The organism is Terrabacter sp. Soil810, assembly GCF_001429645.1.
Taxonomy (GTDB): domain Bacteria; phylum Actinomycetota; class Actinomycetes; order Actinomycetales; family Dermatophilaceae; genus Terrabacter.
In genome coordinates, this window is sequence record NZ_LMSW01000013.1 from 127369 (window position 1) to 142370 (window position 15002).

At 72.6% G+C, this 15002-nt stretch carries 16 protein-coding genes; 6 read left to right on the plus strand and 10 right to left on the minus strand.

The features are described 5' to 3' along the window. Nucleotides 1–69: 69 nt before the first annotated feature. The 3 genes from ASG96_RS17355 to ASG96_RS17365 all read right to left on the minus strand — a co-directional run bounded on the left by ASG96_RS17355 (nt 70) and on the right by ASG96_RS17365 (nt 3575). Entirely contained in the window at nt 70–2142 is a 2073-nt protein-coding gene (locus tag ASG96_RS17355; protein ID WP_057588748.1) for a hypothetical protein, read from the minus strand. A 216-nt stretch (nt 2143–2358) separates the two neighbouring features. Continuing rightward, on the minus strand, nt 2359–2970 hold the full coding sequence (locus ASG96_RS17360) for a ClpP family protease (RefSeq protein WP_056751122.1): 612 nt from the start codon (nt 2968–2970) through the stop codon (nt 2359–2361). Then, nucleotides 2967–3575 carry an ATP-dependent Clp protease proteolytic subunit gene (locus ASG96_RS17365; protein ID WP_056751119.1) on the minus strand — a complete coding sequence of 203 codons (609 nt, stop codon included), beginning with the start codon at nt 3573–3575 and terminating at the stop codon, nt 2967–2969. Before ASG96_RS17365 ends, ASG96_RS17360 begins: the two co-directional genes overlap by 4 nt. A gap of 128 nt (nt 3576–3703) precedes the next feature. On the opposite strand from ASG96_RS17365, the gene ASG96_RS17370 reads away from it, so the two are divergent. Both ASG96_RS17370 and ASG96_RS17375 read left to right on the plus strand, forming a co-directional pair. Continuing rightward, nucleotides 3704–4252: a DinB family protein gene (locus tag ASG96_RS17370; protein ID WP_056751115.1), complete on the plus strand. Its 549-nt coding sequence runs from the start codon at nt 3704–3706 to the stop codon at nt 4250–4252. Between the two features lie 63 nt (nt 4253–4315). Beyond that, nucleotides 4316–5962 (plus strand): FAD-binding dehydrogenase, encoded by a 1647-nt coding sequence (locus ASG96_RS17375; protein ID WP_056751113.1) that lies wholly within the window; start codon nt 4316–4318, stop codon nt 5960–5962. On the opposite strand, the gene ASG96_RS24715 is transcribed toward ASG96_RS17375, so the two are convergent. Continuing rightward, the gene (locus ASG96_RS24715) at nt 5878–6132 is read right to left on the minus strand and encodes an MFS transporter (RefSeq protein WP_056751110.1); all 255 of its coding nucleotides are present in this window, start codon (nt 6130–6132) and stop codon (nt 5878–5880) included. The two genes, ASG96_RS17375 and ASG96_RS24715, sit on opposite strands and share 85 nt — an antisense overlap. Before the next feature lie 17 nt (nt 6133–6149). Between ASG96_RS24715 and ASG96_RS24720 the strand changes: the two genes are divergently transcribed. Then, on the plus strand, nt 6150–6329 hold the full coding sequence (locus ASG96_RS24720; protein WP_056751107.1) for a hypothetical protein: 180 nt from the start codon (nt 6150–6152) through the stop codon (nt 6327–6329). Between the two features lie 287 nt (nt 6330–6616). On the opposite strand, the gene ASG96_RS17390 is transcribed toward ASG96_RS24720, so the two are convergent. The 4 genes from ASG96_RS17390 to ASG96_RS17405 all read right to left on the minus strand — a co-directional run bounded on the left by ASG96_RS17390 (nt 6617) and on the right by ASG96_RS17405 (nt 10380). Continuing rightward, nucleotides 6617–7438 (minus strand): phosphatase PAP2 family protein, encoded by an 822-nt coding sequence (locus ASG96_RS17390; protein WP_082588431.1) that lies wholly within the window; start codon nt 7436–7438, stop codon nt 6617–6619. 40 nt (nt 7439–7478) lie between these two features. Continuing rightward, nucleotides 7479–8561, minus strand: a complete 1083-nt coding sequence (locus ASG96_RS17395) for a DNA polymerase IV (RefSeq protein ID WP_200958517.1) — start codon at nt 8559–8561, stop codon at nt 7479–7481. Nucleotides 8562–8600: 39 nt separating this feature from the next. Continuing rightward, nucleotides 8601–9038 carry a hypothetical protein gene (locus tag ASG96_RS17400; protein WP_157610972.1) on the minus strand — a complete coding sequence of 146 codons (438 nt, stop codon included), beginning with the start codon at nt 9036–9038 and terminating at the stop codon, nt 8601–8603. Nucleotides 9039–9144: 106 nt separating this feature from the next. Then, nucleotides 9145–10380 carry a hypothetical protein gene (locus ASG96_RS17405; protein WP_057588749.1) on the minus strand — a complete coding sequence of 412 codons (1236 nt, stop codon included), beginning with the start codon at nt 10378–10380 and terminating at the stop codon, nt 9145–9147. Between the two features lie 262 nt (nt 10381–10642). Between ASG96_RS17405 and ASG96_RS17410 the strand changes: the two genes are divergently transcribed. Next, nucleotides 10643–10828 (plus strand): hypothetical protein, encoded by a 186-nt coding sequence (locus tag ASG96_RS17410; protein WP_056751095.1) that lies wholly within the window; start codon nt 10643–10645, stop codon nt 10826–10828. Here ASG96_RS17410 and ASG96_RS17415 read toward each other — a convergent pair. Together ASG96_RS17415 and ASG96_RS17420 are read right to left on the minus strand one after the other, a co-directional pair. Beyond that, nucleotides 10804–12972 (minus strand): penicillin acylase family protein, encoded by a 2169-nt coding sequence (locus tag ASG96_RS17415; RefSeq protein ID WP_235506353.1) that lies wholly within the window; start codon nt 12970–12972, stop codon nt 10804–10806. The genes ASG96_RS17410 and ASG96_RS17415 overlap by 25 nt on opposite strands. Nucleotides 12973–13028: 56 nt before the next feature. Continuing rightward, complete coding sequence (locus ASG96_RS17420) at nt 13029–13475, minus strand: hypothetical protein (protein ID WP_157610976.1); 447 nt, start codon at nt 13473–13475, stop codon at nt 13029–13031. Nucleotides 13476–13516: 41 nt separating this feature from the next. Here ASG96_RS17420 and ASG96_RS17425 point away from each other — a divergent pair, with 41 nt between their 5' ends. Next, a complete protein-coding gene (locus ASG96_RS17425) occupies nt 13517–13912 on the plus strand; it encodes a DUF2237 family protein (protein ID WP_056751086.1) in 396 nt (131 codons plus the stop codon). A gap of 132 nt (nt 13913–14044) precedes the next feature. After that, entirely contained in the window at nt 14045–15001 is a 957-nt protein-coding gene (locus ASG96_RS17430; RefSeq protein WP_056751083.1) for an NADP-dependent oxidoreductase, read from the plus strand. Nucleotide 15002: the final 1 nt, after the last annotated feature.

The window sequence follows — 15002 nt, forward strand, 5'->3', positions numbered from 1 at the left end:
GGCAGGGCTCAGGTCCGGGTGACGGCGGCGCCTCCCTGCGCCACCGTCACCCCTCCCTGGCGGACGCCGCTAGGGCGTCACCTGGCTGATCCGCGTCGACCAGTTGCCGAGCGCGGTGCGCGACCCCGCCGCCCCCGGAGCGGAGGCGCAGGTGCCGAGCTTGTTGTCGCCGGTGGTGGCCCCGAAGAAGCGGCCGCCCCACGTCGTGTAGTCGCACGCGCTGGCGACGTACTCGCTCGCGATCCACACGGAGCTGCCGTCGACCGCGGCCGCGCCGTAGTCACCCCAGCGGGTCCGCGGCGGGTTGCCGACCTGCGCCTTGTAGCTGGTGAACCCGTCGTCGGTGGCCTTGCCCTCGGCGGCGACCGAGATGGGTCCGGTGCCCACGAGACCGTCGATGGCGGCATACCCGGCGCTCGGGTAGGTCGTCGCGTCCGTGTAGCTGAACGCCATGACACCGCGACCGCTCGGCGTGACGCCGATGGCCGGGTAGGTCAGGTCGGCCCCGGCCCTGCCGAGGTAGCCCTGCAGCGCCATCTTCGCCGACACGGAGCCCGTGGCGACCGACGGCTTGACGACGAACCACGCGATGCCGGCGCGCTGGGCGCCGCCCTCGGGGTTGAGCGCGGTGTCGAGGGCACCCCACAGCTTGCCGTTGGCGTACGTGACCTGCTGCATGCGGGTGTCGTTGGAGTCCGGGGTCGAGACGACCTCGTTGTGCGCCGGCTGGGCGCCGAAGAGGAGCCTCCAGCACCCGACGCCGGCGATGGTCGACGTCGTCGTGTCGTTGATGCAGTAGCCCTGCGGCGTCGCCGTGGTCGGCGCGGTCCCGGCCCCGGGCTGCTTCGTCTTGGGCGGGATGGCGTACGTCTCGGACGGCACGACCTTGTTGCTGAGCGACAGCGCTGGCGTCGCCGAGGCGAGCGAGGCCGTGTTGGTCAGCGCCCAGACCACGACGGTGCTCGACACGTAGCTGCCACCGGTGCCGGCGACGGGGTGCGTCGCCTCGTCCGCAGCGGTGGAGCTGAGGAGGTACTCCGTGCCGTTCGCGCCGAGCTCGTAGGAGCCCGTCCCCGGCGACTGTGCCGGCCAGACGGTGAAGCCGGGCTGTGTCGAGCCCGCATCACTGGGCAGAGGGACCGAGCCGGACGTGTCGATGTGCTGCATCGAGACCGTCGGGGCACCGGCGGCCAGCTGCGCCTTGGACAGGGCGTAGATCTGGGCTCCGGCGAACCCGTTGTGGTTCCACGGGTAGGCGTTCGTCGTGACGTAGATGCCGTTGGCGTCGGCCCCGATGTGGGGGTAGTCGCCGAGGTAGGGGCCGGCGTTGGCGCCGCCGGTGTTGGTGCCGTCGCCGGTCACGTCGAACGTGAAGATGTTCCACGTCCCCCGCGGGTCGGCCGTGCGGCTCACGGCGACGTCGATGTGGTTCTGGAGGGTGAGAGCGCCGGCCAGGGTCGTCTCCAGGGTGAGGACCGCGACGAAGAAGCGCTGCGTGGCGGCGTCGAAGAGGCAGACCGGGTCGGTGATGCTCTGGGCGCGGACGCCGGTGGACCGGTTGATCGCCGGGGCGTAGCCGAAGAACGAGTTGAGGTCGACGGCGTGGCCGACGTCGGTCGGGAAGCCGCTGACGACGTTCGTCGCCGTGTTGTCCGGCAGGACCGAGGTGCCGTGCTTGTCGTAGACGTTGAGCACGTCGTTGACGGCCTCGAGGACGTAGCCGTTGCCGACGCAGAGAGCCTGGTCGGGCGGCTCGACGGTGAACTGGTTGCCACCGCGGGCGTACCTCTGCTGGAAGAGGTTCAGGCCCTCGAAGGACGTCCCGAGCTGCGGGTTGGACTTGGCCTTCTGCCCGCTCTTGACGGAGATGGAGTGGCTGCTGCCGTGCCCGTCGGACAGGCTGCGGTCGGTGATGGTGCCGGGATAGGGGTCGGGCCCGGCGTCGCCGTCGGCGTCGTCGGGCTCACCCATGAACTCCTCGTCGGTGACGTCGCCGGAGCCGGACGGGGTGAAGGCCCCGGTCGCCGCGGCAGACGTGCCGACGAGGTGAGCGCTCGAGCCGGACTCGGCCTGGGCCTGGGTCGCCGGCAGCCCGAGGGCGGCGAGGGCGAGGATCGGGACGGAGATGGAACTGATGCGCATGAGGCGCGACCTACGTGGACCAGCCATGAGCTCCCCTTCGAGGAAGTGGAGCCCGTCCGGGGCATCACCCGTCGCTGTCGGACGGTGGGCGGGCCGGGGGCGGGCGAGGGATGGAGAAAGAACACCTGAGGGCCCTCGGCGCCGGGTCACTCGGCCTTGCACTGAGCACTCTTGCACCGCGCGCCGGGGCCTGTCCACGGAATCGACCCGTCCTCCTCACCGCCCGACCGGCACCGCCTCCGTGGCTCGCTCGATGACGTGGTCGACGATCCCGAACTCCACGGCCTGCTGGGCCGTCAGCACCTTGTCGCGGTCGGTGTCGAGGCGCAGCTGGTCGATCGAGCGCCCGGTGTGGTGACTCAGCACCTCCTCGACCTGCGCACGCACCCGGAGCAGCTCGTCGGCCTGGAGCGCGAGGTCGCTCACCGTCCCCTGGCCGCCGGCGGAGGGCTGGTGCAGCAGGACCCGCGAGTGGCGCAGGGCGAAGCGGCGGCCCGGCTCACCGGCCGCGAGCAGCACCGCGGCCGCCGAGGCCGCCTGCCCGAGGCAGAAGGTCGCGACGGGGGACTGGACGAGCTGCATCGTGTCGTAGACGGCCATGAGCGCGGTGAACGAACCGCCGGGGCTGTTGACGTAGAGGGACACCTCGCGGTCGGGGGCGACGTAGGAGAGGTGGAGCAGCTGGGCCATGACGACGTTGGCGACCCCGTCGTCGATCTCGGTGCCCACGAAGATGATCCGCTCCTGGAGCAGCCGGCTGTAGATGTCGAAGCTGCGCTCGCCCGCCGGTGTGCGCTCGATGACGTAGGGGATCGTGTAGCTGCTCACCGCAGGCCCACCTTGCGCTCGGCCCCGCCGGGACGGACGTCCGCGAGGGCGCTGACGACGTGGTCGACGATGCCGTATGCCGCCGCCTCCTCCGCACTGAACCAGCGGTCGCGCTCGCTGTCGCGGGTGATCTGCTCGACGGTCTGCCCCGTGTGCTCGGCCTGCAGCTCGTTGACCCGGCGCTTGACCGCCTTGAGGTTGGCGGCCTGGACCTCGACGTCGGCCGCGGTGCCCTGGATGCCGGCGGACGGCTGGTGCATCATGATCCGAGCGTTGGGCAGCGCGTAGCGCTTGCCGGGGGTGCCGGCACCGAGGAGGAACTGGCCCATCGATGCCGCGAATCCCACTGCGAGAGTGGAGACGTCGTTGGGGATGACCCGCATCGTGTCGTAGATCGCGAGCCCGGCGGTGACGGAGCCGCCGGGGCTGTTGACGTAGAGGCTGATGTCGGCGCGCGGGTCCCGGGCCGAGAGCAGGAGCAGCTGGGCGGTGATCCGGTTGGCGACCGGGTCGTCGACCTCCGCCCCGAGGACGATGATCCGCTGGTGGAGCAGCTGCATCGAGAGCTGGTCGTCGAGCGGTCCTGGCATGAGTGAGTCGGTCATGCACCCAGCGTGACCCCGGTTCACACGACAGGGAGTCCCGCTCTGCCGCGGGCAGATTCGCCGACAGCGTATGCCGCCCGGGCGATATCCCGTTGGCGCGCGCCGTCCGCTGCCACCACGATGGGCGCATGGCCGGAAAGACGTATCCCGACATGTGGGTCGACCCCGAGGACGACCCCCGATCGCAGGAGGCGCTGCTCGGCGACGAGCGCACGACCCTGCTCGACTACCTCTCCAACTACCGCCTCACGCTGGAGCTGAAGTGCTCGGGCCTGACGGCGGAGCAGCTCGCGACGCGGTCGGTGCCGCCGTCGACGATGTCGCTCCTCGGGTTGGTGCGCCACCTCGCCCAGGTGGAGCAGTCGTGGTGGCGGCGCGTCATGGCCGGCGAGGCCACGTCCTTCCTGTACCGGCGTGACGACGACCGAGACGCCGACTTCACGGACGCGACCGGTGACGACGAGGTCGTCGACGAGGCGTGGGCGCGGTGGCGCGAGGAGGTGGCGAACGGCGACGCCTTCGTGGCGGCCGCGGAGTCCCTCGATCTCGTCAGCCTCGACCCGAGGAACCCGATCAACCTGCGCGAGGTCCTCGTCCACCTCATCGAGGAGTACGCCCGGCACTGTGGCCACGCGGACCTGCTCCGGGAGTGCATCGACGGCGCCACCGGACAGTGAGGCGTTGACGCGGTCCGACCCGGCCGGCACCCCGACTCGGACGACTGATGGCATGCTCTGACCATGGAAGCCGACGTCGTCGTCGTGGGAGCCGGTCTGGCCGGTCTCGTCGCCACCGCAGAGCTCGCCGACCGCGGCAAGCGGGTCGTGCTCGTCGACCAGGAGGGTGAGCAGTCGCTCGGCGGCCAGGCCTTCTGGAGCTTCGGCGGGCTCTTCCTCGTCGACAGCCCCGAGCAGCGGCGGATGGGAATCAAGGACAGCCTCGAGCTCGCGACCCAGGACTGGATGGGCTCGGCACAGTTCGACCGTGACGAGGACTTCTGGCCCCGCAAGTGGGCCGAGGCCTACCTCTACTTCGCGGCCGGCGAGAAGCGGTCGTGGCTGCACGAGCAGGGGCACCGCCTCTTCCCCGTCGTCGGCTGGGCCGAGCGCGGCGACGGCCGGGCCGACGGCCACGGCAACTCGGTGCCGCGCTTCCACATCACGTGGGGCACGGGGCCCGGGCTCGTCGAGCCCTTCGAGCGACGGGTCCGCGCGGCCGTGGCGAGCGGCCGCGTCACCTTCGCCTTCCGCCACCGCGTCGACGAGCTCGTCTCGACCGCGGGCACCGTCACGGGCGTACGCGGTCGCCTCCTGGCGCCCGACGGCGTCGACCGTGGTCGGCCGAGCAGCCGGGAGGAGGTCGGCGACTTCGAGATCACGGCCCAGGCCGTCATCGTGACGAGCGGGGGCATCGGCGGCGACCACGAGCTCGTGCGCCGCGCCTGGCCCGAGCGGCTCGGCACGCCGCCGGCGCGCATGGTGGCCGGTGTCCCCGCGCACGTCGACGGGCGGATGCTCGGCATCACGCAGGCCGCGGGGGGCAACGTCATCAACCCCGACCGGATGTGGCACTACACCGAGGGCCTGCGCAACTGGGACCCCGTGTGGGACAACCACGGCATCCGCATCCTGCCCGGGCCCTCGTCCCTGTGGGTCGACGCCCGCGGCAGACGCTTCCCGGCGCCCTACTTCCCCGGCTTCGACACGCTCGGCACGCTGGGCCACATCATGCGCAGCGGGCACGACTACTCGTGGTTCGTGCTGACCCAGCGCATCATCGAGAAGGAGTTCGCCCTCTCCGGCTCGGAGCAGAACCCCGACCTCACCGGCAAGGACGTCAGACAGGTCCTCGGGCGGGCCCGCAAGGGCGCACCGGCGCCGGTCGAGGCGTTCAAGCGCCACGGCGAGGACTTCGTCGTCGCCGACACCCTCGACGAGCTCGTCCGGGGCATGAACGCGCTCACCGGTGACGACCTCATCGACCTCGAGTCACTGCGGCGCACGATCGTCGCGCGTGACAACGAGATGGACAACGACTTCACCAAGGACGCGCAGGTCACCGCGATGCGCGGCGCGCGGAACTACCGCGGCGACAAGCTGATCCGCGTCGCGAGCCCGCACAAGCTGCTCGACCCCAAGGCGGGACCCCTCATCGCGGTGCGCCTCAACATCCTCACCCGCAAGACGCTCGGCGGCCTCGAGACCGACCTCGCCGGGCGGGTGCTGCGTGCCGGTGGCGAGCCGCTGCCGGGGGTGTACGCCGCGGGCGAGGTGAGCGGCTTCGGCGGCGGCGGCATGCACGGCTACAACTCCCTCGAGGGCACCTTCCTCGGCGGCTGCCTCTTCAGCGGCCGCACCGCCGGCCGGTCGGCGGCCGCGGCGCTCTGACCGACGGTGCGGGTGGCGGCGAGCAGGACGAGGAGGCCGAGCGTGGTGAAGCCGGCGCCGACCCACAGCGGCGAGGTCCAGCCGAGACCGGCACCGATGGCGAGGCCCGAGACCCAGACACCGAGGAAGTTGCCGACGTTGAAGGCGGCGATGTTGGCCGAGGACGCCATGGTCGGGGCCCGGAGGCGTGGGCGAGGACCCGCATCTGCAGGCCTGGCACCGTCGCGAAGCCGAGAATCCCATCGCGAGCAGCATCGCCGCCGAGCCGAGCATGCTGCCCGACAGCAGCGCGAACGCGACGAGCGACACCGCGAGGGCGAGCGTCAGCACGACGAGCGTGCGGGTCAGGGCGCGGTCGGCCCAGTGACCACCCAGCAGGTTGCCCGCGAAGAGGCCGACACCGAAGAGGACGAGCAGCCACGGCACCGCCGACTCGTCGAAGCCGGTCACCCTGGTCAGGAGCGGCTCGGCGTACATGAAGGCGCCGAACATGCCGCCGAAGACACCCACGCACGCCGAGGTGCTCGAGGAGTCGCTCCAGAGCGCCGGCGAGCTGCCCGAGCTGGCACCGCTCGTCGAGTTCCTGCACCGTGCACCCTCGGGCCGGCGCGGTGGCTCACGCCGCGCCCAGCCCGCCCCGGGTCTGACCCGGGGTCAGTCGGTCCGGGGCCGCTCTCGGTCCGCGTCATCGCCCGCGTCATCGCCAAGGTCAGCGTCCGGGTCACCGTCCGCGTCGCCGTCCGGACGATCCGTCGCGGCATACCTCGGGACGTACCGCTGCCCGACGAGGCGACGCCACGCCGGCGGGCCGGACGCCACCGACCGCCTGAGCAGGCGGTGAGCCACCGGCGCCAGCGCCCACGTGCCGAACCAGACGACGACCACGCCGACCGCGAGGCCGGCGACGACGTCGTGCCAGTAGTGCGCGCCGGTGAGCACGCGCGAGGCCCCGATTGCGAGGGTGAGCGGGACGACGAGCCGCCACCACACCGGTGCCATGACGACCACGGCGGTGGCGAGGGCGCCGGCGATGGTCGCGTGGTTGCTGGGCCACGACCAGTCGCCCGCGGCCGGGCACGAGGCGACCGTCCGTACGGAGAGCGTGCGACACGGCCGCTCCTCTCGTACGAACCCCTTGACGACCTCGCTCAGGACGTAGGCCACGACGACGGAGACCGCAGCCGCGACCGCCACGGAGAGGTGCTCCAGGCCCTGGGAGCGCGCCCGCCAGATGAGCACGACGGCGACGCCGGCCAGGACGACGAGCCCGAGCTCACCGACCACCTCGAACGCGTCACCGACGACCGACGGCAGGGCCACCGCACCGGATGCCGTCGCACGGTAGGCGGCGTCGCGCACGACGAAGAGCAGTGCGACGACGACCACGACGACCGCGACCGTCGACAGGACGCCGGTGGCCGGCTCGCCGCCGAACCGTCGCCGCACGTCCACAGCACCGTCATCTCGAGAAGGCATGCGGACGACCGTAGGCGATGAAGATGAGAGCGACGGACACTCAGAGCCTGCCGCGCACCGGTGTGCGCTCGACCGGGTCGCCCTCGTCGGGCATGACCATCTCGGCGCGGACGCCGAGCAGCCGCACCTCCCGCTCCGCGTCGAGCGACTCCGCGAGGGCCACGGCCGCCTCGACGACGTCGCCGCGCTCGCTCGTCGGCGCCGCGAGCTTGCGGGCCTTCGTCGAGGTGAAGAACGGGGCGTAGCGCACCTTGAGGGTCACCCGGAAGACCTGACGCCCCTCCTTGACCGTGTCGTCGAAGACCTGCGAGGCGAGCTCGCGGACCGCAGCGCGCACCTCGTCGGGCGTCGTGAGGTTGCGCTGGTAGGTGGTCTCGCGGCTGTGCCCGCGCGCGATCCACGGCGAGTCGTCGACGACCGCCGAGCCGATGCCGCGCCCGAGCTGGGAGTACCAGACGCCCATGCGCGGACCGAACTCGCCGACGAGGACGGCCTCGTCGGCATCGGCCAGCTCGCGCACGGTGTGGATGCCGTGACCGGACAGGCGCTTGGACACCTTGGACCCGACGCCCCACAGGTCGATCGTGGGTCGGTCGCCCATGACCTCGAACCACGTCTCGCGGGTCAGCCGGAAGACGCCGCGGGGCTTGCCGAAACCGGTCGCGATCTTGGCCCTGACCTTGTTGTCACCGATGCCGACCGAGCAGTGGAGCGCCGTCGCGTCGAGCACGGCGGCACGCGCCCGCTCGGCGAAACCCTCCGGGTCGTCGGTCTCTACCCCGAGGAAAGCCTCGTCCCACCCGAGCACCTCGACGACGACGCCGAGGCCGCGCAGCGCGTCCATCACGTGCTCGGACGCCTCGGTGTAGGCCGGGGCGTCGACGGGCAGGATCACCGCGTCGGGCACCTTGCGCGCGGCGAGACGGAGCGGCATGCCGGACCCGACTCCGAACTCACGGGCCTCGTAGCTCGCGGTGGACACGACGGCCCGCTCGGTGGGGTCACCTCGACCACCCACGATGACCGGCCGGCCGGCCAGCTCGGGTCGGCGCAGCACCTCGACCGCCGCGATGAACTGGTCGAGGTCGACGTGCAGCACCCAGTGGGGCGGGCCCGCGCTCATCCCGCCATTGTGCCCGGCGGGTGTGACGGTGTCGGCGCGTCAGCTCCGGGAGGAGCGGTCGCGCCGGTCGGGACGGGGCGATCGGTCACCCACGGGCTTGCCGCCGCGGAAGGTGTAGACCGCCGGGCCGTCGGACGACGACTGCGCGTCGTCCAGGTCGCCGTCGCGGTGCCGCGCCGGGTCGCCGAACGGCTCGTCGAAGCCGTCGCGTGACTCGGCCGGCACGTCGGCAGGCCCGGCCGCGAGCCGGGGCGCGGGCCCGGCCGCGGCGTCCTGCTCGCGCGCCGCGAGCATGACGCCGTGGAAGAGCATGGCGGCCGCGACGGCCGTCAGCGCGAATGCCGACACCGCGAGCGGCAGTCCGGTGTGGGCACCGCCGATCTCGGAACGGAGGAGGTGCAGGCCGCCGGCGACCGCCCCCACGACCGCGGCGCCGACGAACCAGATGATCGTGGCCCGGGTCATTGAATTCCCCACGAGGTCACTGTGGCACACGTCCGCGCCACCCGAGAGCACCTCGACAGGGGCGCGGTGCCCGTGGCGCGGGCCCATACCCCCGGGGGCAGAGTCCGACAGGTTTCGTTCAGGGGCGTGCCGACGTCGCGGACGCCGACGCCGAGGCCGGTGCGAGCTCGACGACGGTCGGGCCGCCCTGGCGTCCGGACTTGTCGGCACGCGCCCCCGGAGTCACGGAGAAGCCGGTCATCGACGTGCTGGCCGCCCCGGAGCCGCCGATGCCGGCATCGGACAACGCGGGCCTCGGATCGCTCGACGTCGTCGATCCCTTGGAGGCCTTCGACGTCTTCGACCCCTTGGAGGTCTTGGTGCCCTTGGAGTCCTTCGAGGTCGTGGAGGTCCTCGGGTCCTTGCCGCTCTTGCCGCTCTTGCCGCCCTTGGCGCTCTTGGACGCCGTCGGGTCCGCGACCCCGGTGGGGGCGGCGGCGGGGCTCAAGGCGTCGGGCGAGAGGGTGAGGGCCTGGCCACCGGCCGTCGAGCCCGACGCCGCCACGGCGGTGTCGGCACGAGGGGCGGCCGCGGGCGTCGCGTCGACGACGGGAACCACCGGCTCGTCAGGAGCGCTCGCGGCCGGGGTCCGGACCGGCCCTGGCGCCGTCGTGGCCGCGACCGGCGGCGTGACCGAGGCGGCCGCATGGGACGGGGGGACGGCGGCATACGCCGTGCTGGTGTCGGTGACGTGCTCGGAGCTGACCGGGACCGGCGCGCTCGGAAGCACCTCCACGCCCGGGCGGCGGTCGTGCGTGGCGACCGAGCCGACGATGAGGGCCGTGACGGCCGCGCCGAGGAGCAGCCCGGCTCCGCGCTGACCACCGACCTGCGAGAGCGAGAGGTGGCCGCGCACGAGGGCGGCGCTCGCGGCCAGGAGGGTGGACACCCCGATGACGATGAGGCCGCCGGTCAGCCCGCCGAAGAGGCAGCTGAAGAGGACGAGCACACCGAGGACGGCGAAGCCCGCGAGGGCCCCCTCCGGGATCCGGCGCGCTGGACGGTCGGCGAGCAGGTCGACCCGCCCGTCGTCCACCATGGCGCTCGGCCGGGTCGGCAACGTGAACGAGGCGTTCTCGAGAGCTGCCGAACAGGGCATTTCGGACTTCACGTCGCCAGTGTGGTCGATCCGGGGCCCCGCGTGGGGCTCCGACCCGTCCTGAAGGTGTCCGACGCCGACATCGTCCGGTCGCTCCGCACGGGCGACCGAGCCGGCGGCCGCCCAGAGCTGCCATCCGCGGGGCGGCACGGGCCAGGACGGGTCGGGCAGCCAGCGCTCCGGGTCGCCGTGCGTCGGCGTCATGCTCATGGTCACCGGACTCCCTACTCCTGCGATATGCGGGGCACCGCCGCTTGGAGGGTGCCATTTCGCGAGAACAGTACGTCCCAAAGTCTCGTTTTGTACCGTAAATAGTAAAAGACGGGCAAAGTTCTCTTTTACCCTCCACTGGACGCGCACCTCGGACCAGCCCGCCCTGCGCATCGACGCGCACCACTACAAGACGCTCGCCTCGCACCCCGGTCCCACCGAGGGACCCGACCTCGAGGGCGGCAGCGAGACGTGGCGCGACCCCCTCGTGCTGCACGACCCCGACGGCGACCTCTCGTCGTGGCAGGTCGGTGAGCCACGGTGCGCACCGGGCGCCGGCTTCGGCCAGCTCGAGGTGCTCCGCAGCCTCGTCGTCGACGGATCGCTCTGGATCGGCGACCCGATGGCGGTGACCCTCGATGCCGAGGGCTACCTCGTGCCCGCCGCCGGCTGAACCGGGTGCAGGTCGCCGACGAGCCACGCCGCCGTCTGGTCGGCGAAGTGCGGGTCGCGCGCGTCACCGCTCGCCCCGAACGGCACGACCCACCGGCTCGCACCACGGTCGGCGAGGTCCCAGACGTATCGGGCCACCGGGCCGCCGTAGCAGTGGTCGGTCACACCGGGCGCGCTCGCCGCCGCGAGGACGCAGCCCTTGTCGCCCCCGACCGGGTCACGGGGGACTCCCGGCGCACGCCCGGTCACGTCGAGCGCGTGGACGGGGTCGAGCCAGTGCCGCTCACCCCACGTCGTGGACGAGTCGCCCTGTGCGGCAACGCGTTCGAGCGCCACGCGTACGCCCTCGGTGACCTCGATGCCGTAGTGCGGGCCGAGGTGCGCCATCGAGTGCCAGCCGACCCCGATCTGGGTGACGACGTCGGTCCACGCCGCGAAGATGCGTGAGTGACCGCTCGGCTCGTGCAGGGCCGCGAGGGTCGGGTGCTCGGAGAACCACCGCACGAGCGCGGTGCGCCAGGCGGCGAAGAGCGCGGCGCCGCGGCTGCCCGCGTCGCTGTGGCCGTTCCAGCCGAGCAGCTCGGACCGGACGTCGGCGGCAGCCCCGGTGACGTCAGCGGCCCCGACGAGCTCGCGCATGAGGTCGGCCTGACCGTTGAGCGTGTCGACGTGGATCGCCGCGCAGTCGTCGACGGTCACGCCCTCGCCCGTCTCGAGGAGCGCCCGGATGCGGCCGGCCCGGAACGGCGTCGCGTACTCCACCCCGAGCCCGCCACCGCTGGCCCGGTCGTTGGCGCTGACCATCACGTCGGCGACGTCGCGGGCGGGGCCGCGCCGGTAGCCGTGCCACACGTGTCTCGGGTCCCAGGCCGGCACCGGCAGCACGGCGCCGACCGCGTCGCGCTCGGGCACGCGACCGACGACGAGATGACGGATGCGACCGGTGTCGTCGGCGACGAGCGCGCTGTTGACCGGCTCGACCCACCGCGACAACGCCTCCTCGACGTCGGCCACCGTCCGCGCACGCAGCAGCGGCAGGAGGGCGCCGAAGCCGAGGTCCTCCTCGACGTGGGTCGGTGTGCGCAGGCTGTGGGCGGCCGGGTGCGCCCGGCGCGGCTGCACGCTCTCGTCGGTCCACTGCGGGGGCGCCTCGGCCTCCGCGACGAGCCGCTCGATCTCCGCCTCCAGACCCGTGACGATCGGGCCACGCGAGGTGACGACGACGGGCACGGTCACGTCGGCCTTTCCGCGCACGCGCAGCGTCTCGGTGGTGGAAAGCACCGGCTCCCAGCCGTCGATGCCACGCGCCTTGAGCAACGGCGACCCGTCCGGCCCGTGACCGACGTGACCGAGCGACTCGAGTGTCAGGTCCTGGTAGTCGGCCATCGCGTTCGTGATGCCCCATGCGACGGTGCCCGTGTGGGCGAAGTGCTGCACGCCGGGCACCCCCGGGAAGGTGAAGCCGACGACGTCGAACTCGGGGCAGGCCAGGCCCACCTGCTGGTAGCAGCCGGGCAGCTCGATCGTGCGGTGCGGGTCGCCCGCGATGAGCGGCAGCCCGCTCGCCGTGCGGTCCCCGCCGACGACCCAGGCGTTGCTCCCCGAGGCCTCCGCCCGCTCGACGCCCTCGGCGTGGAACATCGCGAGGGCATCGGCGCCGAGACGGTCGGCGACGTGCGCGTTGAACAGCTTCGCCGGGAAGGTCCCGAAGAGCAGGTGGATCCCCCAGAAGATGCCGAGCGGCGTCCACGGCTCCCACGGACGCGGCGCGGCGGCATACGACTGGAGCCCGAGCAGCGCGACCTCGGGCGTGCCCGCGAGCCCCTGGGCGAGCGTGTCGTTGACGCCGTCGACGTAGGCCGACAGCCACGTCCGCGTCTCCCGGTCGAGGCGCTCGAAGCAGCGCCGCACCGTCGGCTCGAGCAGCACCTGCCGGGCGAACCGGTCCCAGTGCAGCCCGTCGGCACCGACGTACTCGGCCGTGCGCCCCTCCATCCGCCAGCGGTGGTGCTCGATCTGCCACCCCCGGTCGAGGGCCGCGATGCGCCCCTGGAGACGGGCCAGCTCCATGACGTCACCGGCGCGCAGGTGCGGGACACCGACGGCGTCGCGCCGCACCTCAGCGGGCATCGGGGCGCGGGGCACTGCGGATCTCCTTTGACCTCAGGGCTTCTCGGATGGGCGTGAGGACGGGTGCCCGGCTACTCGTTGCGCGAGAACTTGCTCTCGATCTCACGGAGGAATGCGTCGGAGATCCGACGGTACTGCTGGAGCGTCAGGGTGATGGGAGCACCGACCTCGAGGCCCAGGACGCTGTGGGCCGGGTCGAGCGGGATCTGCGGGTCGGCCATGACCGTGCCGCCGTTCTCCATGAGCGAGCGCGCGAGCACCCGCACCTCGTTGAGCGCGTTGCCGTCCTTGCCCTCGACGCCGCGCAGGCGGTGGACGAAGTAGCCGTCGAGGACGAGGAGCATGTTGTTGAAGTACTCGTACTCCAGCGACTCCAGGGCCCCCTCGAGGTGGGAGACGTCGGCGTCGCCGTGGTCGCGCGCCGCCTGCGCCACCTCGTGGAACATCACGACCTGCGACTCGACCCGCGACCGGCAGGCGTCGATGTAGTCCTGCTCGTACTCCTTCATCCCCAGCATGGACCCAGCCTAGCGAGCAGCTCCGCCACTAGGTTTGGGTCATGGCAGCGCGGGAACGGAACGTGCTCGGCGGCGAGCTCGAGGCCTGTGGCACCGACCCGGTGACCGGCTTCTACCGCGACGGCTACTGCACGACGGGACCGGAGGACCGGGGGAGCCACACCGTCTGCGTCGTCGTGACGGCCGAGTTCCTCGAGCACCAGCGCAGCGTCGGCAACGACCTCGTGACACCACGTCCGGAGTGGCGCTTCCCGGGCCTGACGCCGGGCGACCGGTGGTGCGTCGTCGCGAGCCGGTGGCTCGAGGCCCACCAGGACGGCGCCGCCGCGCCGGTCTTCCTCGCCGCCACGCACGCGCGGGCGCTCGAGGTCGTGCCGCTGCAGCTGCTCCAGTCGTATGCCGCCGACGTCCCCGACGACCCGAGCTCGCTGCTCTGACGGCTGGTTCCACCGATCCGTGAACACCGGTGCGGGCCCGGCGTAGCGTCGAGGTGGCTCGAGTCGGGAAAGACTCGGGGATGCCCGGCCGGGCCACACCTCCACCGCCGCCGCGTCCGCCGGGAGCCCGCCATGCGCGCCATCGTCCTCAACGAGTTCCACGCCACCCCGACCGTCGAGGAGATCGAGGTCCCCGAGCCCGGCGAGGGCGAGGTGAGGGTGCGGGTCAGGGCGGCCGCGGTCAACGGCTTCGACCTCGGCGAGGTGCACGGCTTCTTCACGGGGTACTTCGAGCACCGCTTCCCCCTCGTCCTCGGCAAGGACTTCGCGGGCACCGTCGACGCGGTCGGCCCGGGCGTCGACGGCTACGCCGCGGGCGACCGGGTCTTCGGCGTGGTGACGAAGGACTTCCTCGGCGACGGGTCGTTCGCCGAGTACGTCACGGTGCCGACCTCGGTCGGGGTGGCACCGCTCCCGGACGGTGTCGACTTCGTCCACGGGGCCGCGCTGGGCCTCGCCGGAGCCGCCGCCATCGCGTGCATCGACGCCGCCGAACCGGGACCGGGCCGAACGGTCCTCGTGACCGGCGCGACCGGGGGCGTCGGCAACCAGGTCGTGCAGCTCGCCTCGCAGGCCGGCGCGCACGTCATCGCCACAGGATCCTCGGAGCCCGAGCAGCAGCTCGTCCGGCGGCTCGGGGCGGCCGAGGTCGTCGCCTACGACCAGGACGTCGCCGCCGCCGTGCGCACCGCGCACCCCGAGGGCGTCGACGTCGCCATCCACCTCGCCGGCGACGCGGCCGCGCTCGTGCCCACCCTGCGCGAGGGCGGCACCCTCGTGTCGACCCTCGTCTTCTCGACCGAGGGCTTCCCCGAGGTGCCCGACGTCTTCGTCCCGATCGCGGCGAACCCCACGCCCGAGCTGCTCGGCCGGCTCGCCGCGAACCAGTCCGGCGGCCTGACGTCGGTGACGATCCAGCGCGCCTACTCGCTCACGGACACGCCGACGGCACTGGCCGACTTCGCCGCGGGCACGCTCGGCAAGCTCGTCGTGGACCTCGACGGTGACGGTGTCCCCGACGGCCCGTGAT